The sequence below is a fragment of the Arthrobacter sp. B2I5 genome (assembly GCF_030816735.1).
GTDB lineage: Bacteria > Actinomycetota > Actinomycetes > Actinomycetales > Micrococcaceae > Arthrobacter.
The window spans coordinates 3779957-3794743 of the sequence record NZ_JAUSYF010000001.1 but is presented as its reverse complement, the minus strand read 5'-3'; the positions used below and the strand labels follow the sequence as shown (position 1 = coordinate 3794743).

Genomic DNA, 14787 nt, shown 5'->3' with positions numbered 1-14787 from the left:
CTTCCAGGTCAGGCGCTGATGGTTCGGATGGGGGAGCCGGCCAGCCAGGCGGTGATGTCTTCAAGGGCGCCGCCGTAGAACTGCCGGTAGCTTTCCTGGGTGACGTAGCCCAGGTGGGGCGAAAGGACGGTGTTCGGTGCGGCCAGCAGCGGATGCCCTGCCTGCAGGGGCTCCTGGTCGAAGACGTCCAGGGCGGCTCCGCGGATCCATCCCTGGTTGAGCGCCTTGACCAGGGCCTCCTGGTCAACCAGCGGCCCGCGGGCGGTGTTCACCAGGATGCCTTCCGGGCCCAGCAGCCGCAGCTCGGCCTCGCCCACGGTGTTCTCCGACCGCGGGGAGAGCCGCAGGTGCAGGGTGGCGACGTCCGCCACCGTGAACAGCTCCTCCTTGGACACCAGCCGGGCACCGGCTTCCGCGGCAGCGCCGGCGGTAAGGTTTTGGCTCCACGCCACGACGTCCATGCCGAACGCCTGCCCGTACGCGGCCACCCGCCGGCCGATCTTGCCAAGCCCCACGATGCCCAGGGTCTTCCCGGCCAGCTCCACGCCAACCGTTGACTGCCACGTACCGGCCCGGAGCGAGTTTTCCTCCGCCGGCAGGTGCCGGGCAATGGCCAGCAGCAGGGCCCAGGTGAGCTCCGGCGCTGCCGTAGGTGAGCCCGGGGTGCCGCACACCGTCACCCCGTGCTCGGTTGCGGCGGCCACGTCGATCGAGGCGTTGGCCATTCCGGTAGTGACCAGCAGCTCAAGCGCCGGCAGCTTCTCGAAGACCTCCCGCGGGAACGCCGTCCGCTCGCGCATGGCGATGACCATGGTGGTGTCCGCCAGCGCCGCCACCAGCGCGTCGGGGGAAGCAAAGGGCTCCCGGTAGGACGTCACCGTGACGCCTTCCGCCTCCAGGGCCGCGAAATCGGCGAAGCCATGGGACACGTCCTGGTAGTCGTCGAGGATGGCAAGGCGGTGCGTCATGGCTGTCCTTCGCGGTGTCCTGAGTCCTTGGTCACGTTCATCGTATGGCAGGGGCGGCGGGCAGGGCGCGTGAAACTCCTGTGACGCCGGGCATGATAGCAATGGGAGTGATGAACTCACCTCTCTTTCCCGGCCGGTCTTCGTGAGCGGCCGTCAACTGGCCCGCCTTCCCAGCAGTTGGATCCTGCTCGCCTGCATAGGACTGTTGGCACTGAACTTGCGGGGGCCGTTCGTGGCCGTGGCCCCCGTGGTTGGCCCGATGCAGGCGGACCTGGGGTTTTCGCCCGTGGTCCTGGGGCTGCTTACCAGTATTCCCGTGCTCTGCTTCTCGCTCGCGGCTCCGCTGGCGTCCCTGGCAGCCAGGAAGTTCGGGGCAGAGTTCGCGGTGACCCTGACCATCCTGGGCGTGCTGGCCGGGGTGCTGGTCCGGTCCGCGGGCGGTCCCGGGCTGGTGGTGATTGGCACGGTGGTGATCGGGCTGGCCATCACCGTGGGCAACATCGCCGTTCCCCTCATCATCCGGCGCGACTTCTCACCCCGGCGGCAGGGGGCGGCCATGGGGATCTACACGGCCGCCCTGAACATCGGCTCGTTCGTGACCTCCGTGGTCACCGCACCGCTGGCCGAAGCCGTTGGCTGGCGGACCGCCCTGGCGTCGGTGGGAGTGCTCGCGGGGGCTGCGATCGTGTTCTGGATCCTGGCGGTGGGGCCACGGACCGCCTTCCTGCCGGAACCCGACGGAGACGGAGATGAAATCCGGCAGGCCCCGGTCAACGGTTCGGCGGGGATCACTGCCGGGCTTACCGCCGGATTCGCCGGACAGGCATTTTCCTACTACGCGGTGACGGCCTGGCTGCCGAGCTACCTCAACGACGAGCTGGGCATGTCAGCCTCCGCGGCCGGCGCCGGTTCCTCGCTCTTCCAGATCCTCGCCATCGTGGGCGGACTGGGCGTGCCGCTGGTTGCCCGCTCCATGAGTACGACGGCGGTGGCGGTCACCTTGGGCGTACTGTGGACAACTGTTCCGGCAGGCCTTCTCCTGGCACCCGAACTTTGGTGGCTGTGGTCAGGCTTTGGTGGCGTTGCCCAAGGTGGCGGGATCACCCTGATCTTCATCGCCATCATCAAGCTTGCCCGCGACCAGGCGTCGGCAGGGCGCATGTCCGCCACGGTCCAAGGAGTGGGATACTGCTTCGCCGCCGTGGCCCCTCCGCTGGTGGGCTTCGTCCATGACGCTTCGGGGTCCTGGACCGCGCCCCTGCTGGTGGTCCTGGTGTCGGTGCTCACCTTCTTCGCCGCCACCACCCTGTCCGTGCGGAAGGTGCCCAAAGGTCGCTGAGGCGGCCTCCCGCCGTCGAGCTTTAACCCCTTAAACCCCAGCGCGAGATGGCATTTGAGGGCAATTGTCCTGTGGAACATTGCCCTCAAATGCCATCTCGCGTGGATATCCAGGTGCTCCGTCGCCGGGCCGGCGCCCCGGATTTCGGGGGGCCTGTTGCGGAGGGCGTGCCGGCCCGGCGGACGGAAGTTGTTGCGGGTCAGGCTGCAGCCAGTTCCTCCACGGTGGCCTTCTCGCGGGCCTCGGTGAGGTAGCGGGCGTAGGCGGGGAGGGTGAGGAAGGACGGGAACTCGCGGCTGAGCGTGACCTCCTCGAAGATGTCCCGGGCGTCCTCGAACCGGTCTCCGTCGAAGCGCTCCAGCCGGGCGAATTCCTCGTCCAGGAGTTCCTCGACCCACTCGTGGCTGATGATTTCACCGTGGTCCGTGATGGCCCGGGCGTAGATCCACTGCCACAGCTGCGACCGGGAGATCTCGGCGGTGGCGGCGTCCTCCATCAGGTTGTGGATGGCCACCGCGCCGTTGCCGCGCAGCCAGGACTCGATGTAGCGGATGCCCACTTCGATGTTGTTCCGGATGCCTTGTTCGGTGATGGTGCCGGTGGTGGCGGCAACGTCGATCAGGGCGCGGTCATCGGGAGTGACGTCCTCGCGGAGCCGGTCCAGCTGGTTGGGCTTGCTGCCCAGGGCGCCGTCGAACACTTCGCGGCAGACGGGCACCAGGTCGGGGTGGGCAACCCAGGAGCCGTCGAAGCCGTCGTTGGCCTCGCGGGTCTTGTCCGCGCGGACCTTCTCGAGGGCGTTGGCGTTGGCCTCGGGGTCCTTGCGGTTGGGAACTGCTGCGGCCATGCCGCCGATGGCCATGGCACCGCGCTTGTGGCAGGCCCTGACCAGCTGTTCGGTGTAGGCGCGCATGAAGGGCTGGGTCATGGTCACCTGGCCGCGGTCCGGCAGGACGAAGCGGGGCCCGCGGGTGCGGAAGTTCTTGATCAGGGAGAAGATGTAGTCCCAGCGACCGGCGTTCAGGCCTGAGGCGTGGTCGCGCAGTTCGTAGAGGATCTCCTCCATTTCGAAGGCTGCGGTGATGGTTTCGATGAGCACCGTGGCGCGGATGGTGCCCTGGGGGATGCCGAGCAGGTCCTGGGCGAGGATGAAGATGTCGTTCCAAAGCCGGGCTTCGAGGTGGTTCTCGATCTTGGGCAGGTAGAAGTACGGGCCCTTGCCCTGTGCCAGAAGGCGGCGGGCGTTGTGGAAGAAGAACAGGCCGAAGTCCACAATCCCGCCGGCGATGGGGGTGCCGTCGATGAGCATGTGCTTCTCCGGCAGGTGCCAGCCGCGGGAGCGCACCACGATGGTGGGCAGTTCCCCGGCGGGGCGGAGCTTGTATTCCTTGCCCTCTTCGCTGGTGAAGTCGATCCGGCGCTCCAGGGCGTCGGTGAGGTTCAGCTGGCCCTTGATGACGTTTCGCCACGTGGGGGTGGAGGAATCCTCCATGTCCGCCAGCCACACCTTGGCGCCCGAGTTCAGCGCGTTGATGGTCATCTTCTTATCCACCGGACCGGTGATCTCAACGCGGCGGTCCTCCAGGCCGGGGGCCGGGGGAGCCACCCGCCAGGACGGGTCCTTCCGGATCTCCTCGGTTTCCCGCAGGAAACGGGGGTCCGCACCGGCGGCAATGTCAGCCCGCCTGGTCCGCCGTGCCTGCAGCAGTTCCTGCCGACGCTCAGCGGTAGCCCGGTGCAGCTTTGCAATGAAGGCCAGCGCATCCGGCGTCAGCACCTCGTCCTGCCGGCAAATCGGCTGTGCGGTCAGGGTTATGCCATTGATCGTGAAGCTGTCAGTAAAGCTGTTCATCTGAAGTCTCCTTAAAGACAAAAGGGAAGTTCGACGGCGGGTAGCGGCAGAGTGGCGACTGAGGCACGAGGCCGAGGAGCCGGTGTCGCGGCAGCCTGCGTAAAAGGGGCCCTGTGCCCGCCCCCGACCGAGTTCTACGAGGTCATGGGGCGGGCATGGGGAATAGCAGGCAGAGCGACGCCGGTCCGAAGGCCGGAGGCGACACCCGCCGTCGTAAGTTGCTAGTGGAACTGGCCCTCTTCGGTCGATCCGACCAGTGCGAGGGTGGAGGCGTTGGGGTTGAGCGCCGTGGAGATGGTGTCGAAGTAGCCGGTGCCGACTTCGCGCTGGTGCTTGGTGGCGGTGTAGCCGCGGGATTCGGAGGCGAATTCCTTTTCCTGAAGCTCGACGTAGGCGCTCATGCCTTCACGGGCGTAGCCGTGGGCGAGGTCGAACATCGAGTAGTTCAGAGCGTGGAAGCCGGCCAGGGTGATGAACTGGAAGGTGAAGCCCATGGCGCCGAGTTCGCGCTGGAACTTGGCGATGGTGGCGTCGTCCAGGTGCTTGCGCCAGTTGAACGACGGCGAGCAGTTGTAGGAGAGCATCTGGTCCGGGAACTCGGCCTTGACTGATTCGGCGAACTTGCGGGCCAGTTCCAGGTCCGGGGTGCCGGTCTCCATCCAGATGAGGTCCGAGTACGGGGCGTAGGCCTTGGCGCGGGCGATGCAGGGTTCGATGCCGTTGCGGACCTTGTAGAAGCCTTCGGCGGTGCGCTCGCCGGTGATGAATTCCTGGTCGCGTTCGTCGACGTCAGAGGTGATCAGGGTGGCCGCCTCGGCGTCGGTGCGGGCAATGACGACGGTGGGGGTACCGGCGACGTCGGCTGCCAGGCGGGCGGCGTTCAGGGTGCGGACGTGCTGCTGGGTGGGGATGAGGACCTTGCCGCCGAGGTGGCCGCACTTCTTTTCCGAGGCGAGCTGGTCTTCCCAGTGAACGCCGGAGGCGCCCGCCTGGATCATGGATTTCATGAGTTCGTAGGCGTTCAGCGGGCCGCCGAAGCCGGCCTCTGCGTCGGCAACGATCGGGACCAGCCAGTCTTCGACCGTCTGGATGCCCTCGGAGAATTCAATCTGGTCTGCACGCAGCAGCGCGTTGTTGATGCGGCGGACAACGGTGGGAACCGAGTTGGCCGGGTAGAGCGACTGGTCCGGGTAGGTGTGGCCGGAGTTGTTGGCGTCCGCGGCTACCTGCCAGCCGGAGAGGTAGATGGCGCGCAGCCCGGCTTTGACCTGCTGCACGGCCTGGTTGCCGGTCAGGGCGCCGAGGGCGTTGGTGTACTTGCCTTCCTTGTGCTCTTCGGTGAGCTGCTTCCACAGCTTCTCCGAGCCGCGGCGGGCCAGCGTGTGTTCTTCGGAGACGCGGCCGCGGAGGCGGACGACGTCGGAAGCTGAGTAGTCCCGGGTCACACCTTCCCAGCGGGGGTTGGCGGCCCACTCGAGCTCCAGGGCGGCGGCCTGCTGTTCGGGCGTCTGCTGGGTGGGCTCAAATGCTGCAGTCATCGTTGATCTCCTTGATTGAGCTCCGGAGGGAGTAGGTGGGAACCGCATCGTTGAGGTTCCCACCGGCTTTTCCGGTGCGGTGTTTCTTTCCGTAGCCACTACTTTTCAGCACTTTCAACCCCCTTTCTAGATAAAAACACTGGAAAGAAATGCACTTCTTCACGTATTCTTCAGAAATGTCACCTTCAAGCTGGAACAGGGACGTTTCCCAGCCGCCGTCCACCGCCCCGGCTGAACTGGACGTCATCGCCCTGGGCCGCCGCGTCCGCCATCTGCGCAAACAAGCCGGGCTGACGCTCGATGACCTTAGCGCCGCCGTCGGGACCGCTCCAAGCCAGCTCAGCCTGATCGAAAACGGCAAACGTGAGCCCAAGCTGACCCTGCTCCAGCACCTCGCGGGGGCGCTCAACGTCAGCATTGACCAGTTGCTGGGGGCCGAGCCGCCGAGCCGGCGCGCGGCCCTGGAAATCGAGCTGGAGCGTTACCAGCGCGGCCCGCTCTACGAATCCCTGGACCTGCCCAAAATCCGCATCAGTTCACGGCTTCCGCTGGATGTGCTGGAGGCCCAGGTGGGGCTGCTGCATGAGCTCGAACGGAAGATGAACGAGCAGGTGGCAACCCCCGAGGAAGCCCGCCGCGCCAATGGTGAACTGCGGGCCATGATGCGGGAACGGGGGAACTACTTTCCGGAGTACGAGGCCGAGGCCCAGAAGGTCCTCAAGGAGGTGGGATACACCACGGGTCCACTCAGTCAGCATGTCATCGCGGACATCGCTGCGCACCTTGGGTTCACCCTCCACCACGTGGGTGATTTGCCGCATTCCACCCGTTCCGTGACGGATTTGAAGAACCGCAAAATTTACCTCACCCAGAGCCAGCGGCAGGACCACGACCCCCGCTCGGTGCTGCTGCAGGCCCTGGGCCACTACGTCCTGGGCCACGAGACGCCCAAGAACTACGGCGACTTCCTGGCCCAGCGGGTGGCCACCAACTATTTCGCCGCCGCACTGCTTCTTCCGGAGCAGGCCACCGTGGAATTTCTGCAAAAAGCCAAAGCTGCCAAGGAAATCGCGGTGGAGGACATCCGGGACGCCTTCGCCGTTTCCTACGAGACCGCCGCGCACCGCTTCACGAATCTGGCCACCAAACACCTGGGGATCACCACGCATTTCCAGAAGACACACCAGAGCGGCATCATCTACAAGGCCTATGAGAACGACGGCGTGAACTTTCCGCAGGATCACACCGGTGCCATTGAAGGGCAGCCGTCCTGCAAGGCATGGACTTCGCGGGCCGTGTTCGATGTTCCGGACAAGTTCAGCGCCTACAGCCAGTACACGGATACGCCGTCGGGCACCTACTGGTGCACCGCCCGCACCGAACGGTCTGCCAGCGGCGAGTTCTCCCTGAGTATCGGGGTGCCGTACCAGCATGTGAAGTGGTTCCGCGGGCGGGAGACCACCGCCCGGGCCACGTCCAACTGCCCGGATCCCACCTGCTGCAAGCGGCCGCCTGCCACCCTCGCCAGCGAGTGGGCCGGCAACGCCTGGCCCTCCGCCCGGGCGCATTCGCATCTGCTGGCCGCCATGCCTCCGGGAGCCTTCCCCGGCGTGGACGAAACCGAGGTGTACAGCTTCCTGCAGGCCCACTCGGGGAACTGAGCTGTCAGCGGAAGCAGCGTCGTCTACACCTGCGGGGTGCGCAGTCTGGCGCTCATGTCCAGGCAGATGATGTCCGTCAGGATGCCGTTCACTGCCCGGTACGATTCCGGGCTGCCGGACCACCGGCCGGAATCATGCAGGAAGTTTAGGAATTGCATCAGGGAATAGGCGGCCGCGAGGCCTTCGTACACGGCATTGATTATGAGTGACGCGAGCTTTGCCGCAAACTCATACGGATCGAGAGCGGTGATAGCACGCTCCTCGTCAAACTCCGGATAGTAGCGAAAGAAGCTCCTCAGGTTCTCCAACACGACTCCCACGTCGGCGATGAAGGGGTGTTCGGCATACCAGCCAATAAATGCTGGGGCCAGGGCCTCCAACTCGCGGACGTTGCCCGATGGAGGGACTGCCACTCTAGGGGCGGCGGCTTTGAACGGGTCTCCTGGTTGGTTCCGCACATGATTCGTTCTTGCCGCCCGTCGGCGCTGATTCCTGCCCACAGTGCTCCTCGCTTCCTTCCTGCTCTCCTGGTCGTCCAAACAGTAGGGAGGAAACTCTCAGCCTTGCGACAGCCGGAAGAGCGTATGTGGATAAGAAACCGAAACCTGACCAAACGCCCGCTCACTTTCCTGAAGAAAGTGAGCGGGCGCTTGGGTTGGAGCCGCCAGAGGTGAGCGGGCGTTTGGGAATTTGATGCCAAAGGTGAGCGGGCGTGGGGTCAGCCGTGCAGCGCCCGGTACGCGTCCGCAGCGGCGGGGTGCAGGGGGACGCCGGCGGTATTGATGAGGCTTTCCGCGCTGAGGAACTGCACACCCAGACTGGACTGCGGGATCAGCTCGGCGGCGGAGTGCACCAGCAGCTGCACCGTCCGCTCCACCGTGGCGTTGTCCAGGTCCCTGCGGCACAGGAGCAGGTTGGGAGCACCCACCGTCCACACCGCCGGCACGCCGGGGTAGCTTCCCTCCGGAATGAGCACGCGGTCGTAGATGCCGCCGTACCGCCGGCGCAGTTCCGGCAGCAGGCCAGACAGGTCCAGGAGGGCCAGTGCCACGTCCTGTTGGGCAGCGGCGATGGCCGCGGTGGGAACTCCGCCTGACCAGAACAGGGCGTCCACCGTCTCCGCTTTGAGCGCGGCGATGCCATCATTCAGGCCAAGGTTTTCGACGGCGGCGGTTCCGGCCGGAGGCGCAGCGGCACCTTCGGAGGTGGCCAGTCCCGCCGCCTCGAACAGCCGTGGCGTGGTCAGCGACGTGCCGGATCCGGGCTGGCCCACGGCGACCCGGCGTCCGGCCAGCCCGGAGATGTCCCGGATGCCACTGTCCTTCCGGACCACGCAGTGGACGTAGTTTTCGTAGACCTTGCCGACCGCGGCGATCTCCGCTGCGTCCCCGCCCGGCTGGTCGGTGGCGGCATCCGCCAGTGCCACGGCAAAGGCAGCCCGCCCGGCCCGCAGTTCCGCGATGTTGTCCAGGCTTCCTCCCGTGGCCACGGCCCTGGCATGGTTCGCCAGTCCGTGGCGTTCCAGCGCTGCGGCCAGGAGAGTTGAGAACTCGAGGTAGAAGCCGCCCGGTTCGCCGCCGGCAACGATCAGGGTCTCCGGCCGGGCTCCGCCGGTACAGGCAGCGAGGGCAGACGGCAGGCATGCGGAGAGCCCGACGGCGAGGGCTGACTTGAGCACGGACCGTCGCGGCGGGAGGGCGGCTGGACCGCCCGGGGCACCTGAACCCGTTGGGGCGCCGGGTTCACGCACGGGCACCATCCCTGCCGGACTCGGCTGCCAGTTCGGCGGCCGGGGGCACCGGAAACTCGATCCGGGCCGCCAGTCCGTGCGGGGCCGCTTCGGCCAGCACCAGGTGGCCCCCGTTCGCGGCGGCAAGCTCACCCACGATGGTCATGCCCAGTCCTGTCCCCGGAACAGTGGAATGCTGAGGGGACCGCCAAAACCGGGTGGCAGCCAAGGCGCGCTCGGAATCGGAAAGCCCCGGACCGTCGTCGGAAATTTCCACCACCACCTTGTCCCGTTCCGTCCGCACCGCAGCGGCAACGGTGGCACCCTGGGCGTATTTGATGGCGTTGTTGAGGAGTTCACCTGCCATCTGGGCCAGCTCTGCAGGGTGGCAGGCAACCAGCGCCGGCGGCTGAGGCGGCGGAGCAAGGACCAGCCGGCATCCGGACTGTTCCGCCAGCGGCGCTGCCCGCTCCAGCTCACCCTGGAGGATGGGGAACGGGTCCACCGGTGGGGCAGGCGCACGGCCTGCGGGACTGCCGGACGCCCGCAGGTAACCTTCGGACGCCCGGTGTTCCGCGGCCGCGAGCTTCAGTACCCCATCCAGGATCTCCTCCACCCGCTCGAGCTCTGCCAGGGCCTTCTCGGCGGCGTCGTGTTCACGGGCGGTCTTCAGCTCAAGCTGGAGCAGGTCCAGCCGCAGCCGGAGCGCGGCCACCGGGTTCCGCAGCTGGTGGGACGCATCAGCGATCAGCTGCCGCTGCGCCGCCATGCTGGCGCTGACGGTCCGTGCCATGGCCGTGAAGGACCGGCTCAGTTCCCGCAGCTCCGGCGGGCCATCCTCCGGGAGGCGTCCCGCCTGCCCGGTCCGCTCCAGCTGGTGCACGGCCGAATCAAGCCGCAGGACCGGGCGCAGAACCCATCCGGTGACCCGGGCGGCCCCCACCAAAAGGACGGCGGCCAGTGCAAGGGCAGCGATAGCCACTGCAAGCCACCGCTCCCGGAGTTTCTGCTGCGCCGTTGCGGCGTCGACGTCAAGGACCACGGCGCCCAGGACCTGGCTGGCGCTGCCAAAGGGCCGGAAGATGACCCGGGAACTGGAGCCAAAAGGCTCCAATGGTTCCAAGGCTGTGTTGCTTACGTTCAGCCGGGCAAGGGACAGGGCATCCTGCACCCCTGGCTGCCCTGCATCAAGGCCGCCGGACGCGAGGATCTGCTGCTGCACCCGCACCACGATTCCCTCGCCGTAGAGCCCCGAGTAGGTGTCCATCTCCCGTTGCAGCCGCACCGTGTCGCCGTCGCCCGCGGCGTCGAAGGCCACCTGTGCCAGCCGGTTGAGGGACGCTGCCCGGTTGATCTGCAGTTCCTGGGTCAGCTCGCGGGAGGCCGAACCCAGGATGGTGCCCGAAATGAGGAAGACCACCGCCAGGCAGAGCACGCTGAGGATGCCCAGGACCCTCAGCCTCATGGGGAAGCCGCCTCCACCCGGTAACCCACGCCGCGCACATTGATGATGAAACCGGGCTTCTGCAGTTTTGCCCGCAACCCGGTGAGGTGCACGTCCAGGGACCGGGAGGAGGCCAGGAACGCGTCACCCCACAGGGCGTCCAGGATCTGCTCGCGCGTCACCACGGAGCCCGCATGCCGTGCCAGCAGGGCCAGGAGTTCAAACTCCGTGGCGGTCAGGGGGAGGGGAGTGCCTGCCCTGGAAGCGCTGCGCCGGTTGAGGTCGATCGCCAGGTCATCCAGGACAATAACGTCATCCTGCGGCGCCCCGCGGCCCCGTCCCGCCCTCCGCGTCACCGCTTCAATCCGGGCCAGCAGTTCCACCAGCTTTACGGGTTTGACCAGGTAGTCGTCGGCGCCGGAGCGGAGCCCGAGCACCACGCTGCGTTCGTCGTCGCGGGCGGTCAGGATCAGGATGGGGACATCGGTGACCTGCCGCAGCTTGCGCAGCACCTCCAGCCCATCCATGTCCGGCAGCCCAAGGTCCAGGAGGATCACCTGGAAGTTCCGGTGCGAGAGCAGGGCGTCCGCGCCCCGGGACAGCCGTTGCGGGTGGTGCCCGGCGCTTTCGACGGCGGCGGCCAGGGCGCCGGCCATGGCGTCGTCGTCTTCGACGATCAGCACGTCCATGGCCATCTTCCTTGCTGTTGTGCGGTGTCCGGTTCACCCCCGCTTGGTGAGATTACCCCGTGGCGGCCCAATTTGCCCGGCCGCAGCCGGCAGAACCAGCGGGGCGCGGCGCTGAATCCTAAGGAAGTGTTAGGAAATGCCCCGCCGCGTTGGTTGTGCGGTGGATCACCCATACCTTGGATAAGGCCCTCCGCTGCCGGAGGCCGCCGTCACTACAAGGAGGAACTCACCGATGAGCACCCAACAAGCCGCGCCCCCATCGGAGGCAGCCCAGACCCGACGGGCCGTGGGCAATATCCTGAAGGGCTCCGCCGGCAACCTTGTGGAATGGTACGACCTCTACGTCTACACCGTTTTCGCCGCCTACTTCCAGGCCCACTTCTTCAACTCCAAGGACGAGCTGCAGGCCGGCCTGGAAGCGATGGCTGTCTTCTCGACGTCGTTCCTGATGCGCCCCATCGGAGCCTGGTTCTTCGGCCGGTACGCCGACCGCAAGGGCCGCAAGGCCGCGTTGACGCTCAGCGTCACCCTGATGTCTGCCGGGTCTTTCGCCATCGCGGTGCTGCCCACGCAGGATGTGATCGGGCTGTGGGCCATGATCCTGCTGGTGCTGGTCCGCGTGATCCAGGGCTTCTCGGTTGGCGGCGAGTACGGCACCAGCGCCACGTACATGTCCGAGGCCGCCACCTCCAGGCGCCGCGGTTTCTTCTCGAGCTTCCAGTACGTCACCCTGATCGGCGGCCAGATGATGGCCCTGCTGGTCCTGGTGATCCTGCAGAACGCCATGCCAAAGGCTGACCTGGGCGAGTGGGGCTGGCGGATCCCGTTCGCCATCGGCGGCGTGGCTGCCCTGGTGGTGCTGTGGCTGCGCCGCTCCATGGAGGAGACTGTCTCGGCCGAACAGATCGAGGCGGCCAAGACCCCCGCAGTGGCCGGCCAGGCCCAGCCCGGCACCATGAAGCTGCTGTTCACCAGCTACTGGAAGCCGCTGCTGGTCTGCATCGGCATTACGCTGGGCGGCACCGTGGCCTTCTACACCTACACCAACTTCATCCTGAAGTTCATGAACGATACCTCCGGCATCGCCAAGACCGACACCTCCGTGATCAACTTCTGGGCCCTGTTCATCTTCATGCTGCTGCAGCCCGTGTACGGCATCATCTCGGACAAGGTGGGCCGCAAGCCCCTGCTGCTCTGGTTCGGGATCACCGGCGTGCTGTTCACCTGGCCGCTGCTGTCCACGCTGGCCGGCACCAAGGATCCGTTCACCGCGTTCCTCCTCATGATGGGCGGCCTGCTGATCGTGGGCGGCTACACCTCCATCAACGCCCTGGTGAAGGCCGAGCTCTTCCCGGCCTCCATCCGTGCACTGGGCGTGGGCCTGGGCTACGCGATCGCCAACTCGCTCTTCGGCGGCACCGTGCCGCTGATCGGCGCCGCTTTCCAGAAGGCGGAACGCGAGGACCTGTTCTTCACCTATGTCACCGTGGCCATCGCCATCTCGCTGCTGGTCTACATCTTTGCCCTGAAGAACAAGAAGGCCACGCACCTGGACAGTGAACAGGGCCACGCCTGGGACCAGGCACCTGCTGCAGGCGGCAAAGACAAGGATGCCCTCGGCGTGTAGCGCCCGGCAGGAACCAAGGCGCTTGTTACCAAAGGAGGCGTACGACGGCGGCTGCCCGGCCGCCGTCGTACGCCTCCTTTTGTGCCCGGTCCACATGGCCGCCTCTGCCGGGCGGACTATATTGGCCCTGTCAGAACACCACAACAATCGCGGGAGTCTGCACCTATGGCCAAGGAACTTGCCACCCAGCTCATCGAACAACTCCAGGCTGCCGGGGTGCAGCGGATCTACGGGATTGTCGGTGACAGCCTCAACCCGATCGTGGACGCGGTCCGCCAGACGGGAGGCTCCGCGAAGGGCGGCATTGACTGGATCCACGTCCGCCATGAGGAAGCCGCCGCCTTTGCCGCGGCCGCCGAAGCCCAGCTCACCGGCAAGCTCGCGGTCTGTGCCGGATCCTGCGGCCCCGGCAACCTGCACCTGATCAACGGCCTGTACGACGCCAACCGCAGCGGCGCTCCGGTGCTGGCCATCGCCTCGCACATCCCCAGCAAGCAGATCGGCAGCACTTTCTTCCAGGAGACCCACCCGGACCGGCTGTTTAATGAGTGCTCGGTCTATTCGGAGCTGGTCAGCACGGCCGAGCAGGCGCCGCGCGTGATGCACAGCGCCATCCAGCACGCGCTGGGACTCGGGGGAGTCGCCGTCGTGACCCTTCCCGGTGACATCGCCGGGCTGGAGGCGACGGCACCCACGCCGCTTCCGGCCACGTTCCGCACGGCCGCCCTGGTCCCGGACCCGGCCAGCGTGCAGGCCCTCGCGGACGCCATCAACGACGCAGGGAAGGTGGCCATCTTTGCCGGCGCCGGCGTCGAAGGCGCGCATGCGGAACTGATGGCGCTCGCCGAGCTGGCCAAGGCACCCGTGGGGCACTCGCTGCGGGGCAAAGACTTTGTCCAGTACAACAACCCGTTCGATATCGGCATGACCGGCCTGCTGGGCTACGGGGCCGCGGCGGAGGGGATCGAGGACGCGGACCTGCTGATCCTGCTGGGCACGGACTTCCCGTACGACCAGTTCCTGCCGGACACCAGGACCGCCCAGGTGGACCGGGCGGCGCAGCGGCTGGGCCGCCGGACCGATGTCGACGTCGCTGTCCACGGCGACGTGCTCCCCACCCTGCGCGCGCTGCTGCCGCTGGTGAAGGCCAAGAAGAGCCGCCGCTTCCTGGACCAGATGCTGAAGAAGCACGACCGGCTGATGAACAAGGCCGTGGGCGCCTACACCCGCAAAGTGGAGAAGAAGCAACCCATCCACCCGGAGTATGCGGCCTCGCTGCTGGACCAGGTGGCCGCTGAAGATGCCATCTTCACAGCGGACACCGGCATGTGCAATGTCTGGACGGCGCGCTACATCAACCCGCTGGGCACCCGGCGGCTGATCGGGTCCTTCCTGCACGGCTCCATGGCGAATGCCCTGCCGCACGCCATCGGCGCGCAACTGGCGTTCCCGGGGCGCCAGGTCATCTCGGTGTCCGGGGACGGCGGGCTGTCCATGCTGCTGGGCGAGCTCATCACAGCGGCAGCCTACAAGCTGCCGGTCAACGTGGTGGTCTTCAACAACTCCACCCTGGGCATGGTCAAACTCGAGATGCTGGTGGACGGGCTGCCCGACTTCGGCGTGGACGTGCCGGACGCCAATTACGCTGCCGTGGCGCAGGCCCTGGGCTTCCACGCGGTCCGGGTCACCGATCCCACACAGATCGAGGCCGCCTACCGGGAAGCCTTCGCGCACCCGGGTCCGTCGCTGGTGGAACTCATCACCGATCCCAAGGCGCTGTCCATCCCGCCAAAGATCTCCGGCTCCCAGGTGATCGGGTTCGCCACCGCCATGTCCAAGGTGGTGCTCAACCGTGGAGCGGGCGAGGCCGTGAGCATGGCCCGCAGCAACCTGCGCAACATCCCCCGGCGGTAGGCGCCTCCGCCGGGCGGTTCCTGCTT

11 protein-coding genes are annotated in these 14787 nt (G+C 66.7%); 4 read left to right on the top strand and 7 right to left on the bottom strand.

Translation table 11 applies throughout. The features are described 5' to 3' along the window. Window positions 1-8 precede the first annotated feature (8 nt). Entirely contained in the window at window positions 9-968 is a 960-nt protein-coding gene (locus tag QFZ60_RS17520; RefSeq protein WP_307092140.1) for a D-2-hydroxyacid dehydrogenase family protein, read from the bottom strand. A 142-nt stretch (window positions 969-1110) separates the two neighbouring features. Between QFZ60_RS17520 and QFZ60_RS17515 the strand changes: the two genes are divergently transcribed. Further along, window positions 1111-2307 (top strand): CynX/NimT family MFS transporter, encoded by a 1197-nt coding sequence (locus QFZ60_RS17515; RefSeq protein WP_307092139.1) that lies wholly within the window; start codon window positions 1111-1113, stop codon window positions 2305-2307. A 199-nt stretch (window positions 2308-2506) separates the two neighbouring features. On the opposite strand, the gene aceB is transcribed toward QFZ60_RS17515, so the two are convergent. Together aceB and aceA are read right to left on the bottom strand one after the other, a co-directional pair. Further along, window positions 2507-4159: a malate synthase A gene (gene aceB / locus QFZ60_RS17510; protein WP_307092136.1), complete on the bottom strand. Its 1653-nt coding sequence runs from the start codon at window positions 4157-4159 to the stop codon at window positions 2507-2509. Window positions 4160-4380: 221 nt separating this feature from the next. Then, window positions 4381-5697, bottom strand: coding sequence for an isocitrate lyase (aceA, locus tag QFZ60_RS17505; RefSeq protein ID WP_307092135.1), 1317 nt, complete (start codon window positions 5695-5697; stop codon window positions 4381-4383). A 149-nt stretch (window positions 5698-5846) separates the two neighbouring features. Here aceA and QFZ60_RS17500 point away from each other — a divergent pair, with 149 nt between their 5' ends. Further along, complete coding sequence (locus tag QFZ60_RS17500; RefSeq protein ID WP_307092133.1) at window positions 5847-7358, top strand: helix-turn-helix transcriptional regulator; 1512 nt, start codon at window positions 5847-5849, stop codon at window positions 7356-7358. 23 nt (window positions 7359-7381) lie between these two features. Here the strand turns inward: QFZ60_RS17500 and QFZ60_RS17495 are convergent, their stop codons facing one another. The 4 genes from QFZ60_RS17495 to QFZ60_RS17480 form a co-directional block, all read right to left on the bottom strand. After that, window positions 7382-7738, bottom strand: coding sequence for a hypothetical protein (locus QFZ60_RS17495; protein WP_307092131.1), 357 nt, complete (start codon window positions 7736-7738; stop codon window positions 7382-7384). Window positions 7739-8076: 338 nt separating this feature from the next. Next, window positions 8077-9117, bottom strand: coding sequence for a TAXI family TRAP transporter solute-binding subunit (locus QFZ60_RS17490; RefSeq protein WP_307092129.1), 1041 nt, complete (start codon window positions 9115-9117; stop codon window positions 8077-8079). Continuing rightward, window positions 9101-10552, bottom strand: coding sequence for a HAMP domain-containing sensor histidine kinase (locus QFZ60_RS17485; RefSeq protein WP_307092128.1), 1452 nt, complete (start codon window positions 10550-10552; stop codon window positions 9101-9103). The genes QFZ60_RS17490 and QFZ60_RS17485 overlap by 17 nt, the downstream gene beginning before the upstream one ends. Beyond that, window positions 10549-11220 carry a response regulator transcription factor gene (locus QFZ60_RS17480; protein WP_307092126.1) on the bottom strand — a complete coding sequence of 224 codons (672 nt, stop codon included), beginning with the start codon at window positions 11218-11220 and terminating at the stop codon, window positions 10549-10551. Before QFZ60_RS17480 ends, QFZ60_RS17485 begins: the two co-directional genes overlap by 4 nt. A gap of 232 nt (window positions 11221-11452) precedes the next feature. Between QFZ60_RS17480 and QFZ60_RS17475 the strand changes: the two genes are divergently transcribed. Further along, a complete protein-coding gene (locus tag QFZ60_RS17475; RefSeq protein ID WP_307092125.1) occupies window positions 11453-12847 on the top strand; it encodes an MFS transporter in 1395 nt (464 codons plus the stop codon). Window positions 12848-13012: 165 nt separating this feature from the next. Beyond that, window positions 13013-14761 (top strand): pyruvate dehydrogenase, encoded by a 1749-nt coding sequence (locus QFZ60_RS17470; protein WP_307092124.1) that lies wholly within the window; start codon window positions 13013-13015, stop codon window positions 14759-14761. Window positions 14762-14787: the final 26 nt, after the last annotated feature.

What these genes read in the sequence shown, in the direction of transcription:
- QFZ60_RS17490 (WP_307092129.1), bottom strand. Translation starts at nt 9,117, where the DNA reads ATGGTGCCCGTGCGTGAACCCGGCGCCCCAACGGGTTCAGGTGCCCCG.
- QFZ60_RS17475 (WP_307092125.1), top strand. Translation starts at nt 11,453, where the DNA reads ATGAGCACCCAACAAGCCGCGCCCCCATCGGAGGCAGCCCAGACCCGA.
- QFZ60_RS17500 (WP_307092133.1), top strand. Translation starts at nt 5,847, where the DNA reads ATGCACTTCTTCACGTATTCTTCAGAAATGTCACCTTCAAGCTGGAAC.
- QFZ60_RS17485 (WP_307092128.1), bottom strand. Translation starts at nt 10,552, where the DNA reads ATGAGGCTGAGGGTCCTGGGCATCCTCAGCGTGCTCTGCCTGGCGGTG.
- aceA (WP_307092135.1), bottom strand. Translation starts at nt 5,697, where the DNA reads ATGACTGCAGCATTTGAGCCCACCCAGCAGACGCCCGAACAGCAGGCC.
- QFZ60_RS17520 (WP_307092140.1), bottom strand. Translation starts at nt 968, where the DNA reads ATGACGCACCGCCTTGCCATCCTCGACGACTACCAGGACGTGTCCCAT.
- QFZ60_RS17470 (WP_307092124.1), top strand. Translation starts at nt 13,013, where the DNA reads ATGGCCAAGGAACTTGCCACCCAGCTCATCGAACAACTCCAGGCTGCC.
- QFZ60_RS17480 (WP_307092126.1), bottom strand. Translation starts at nt 11,220, where the DNA reads ATGGACGTGCTGATCGTCGAAGACGACGACGCCATGGCCGGCGCCCTG.
- aceB (WP_307092136.1), bottom strand. Translation starts at nt 4,159, where the DNA reads ATGAACAGCTTTACTGACAGCTTCACGATCAATGGCATAACCCTGACC.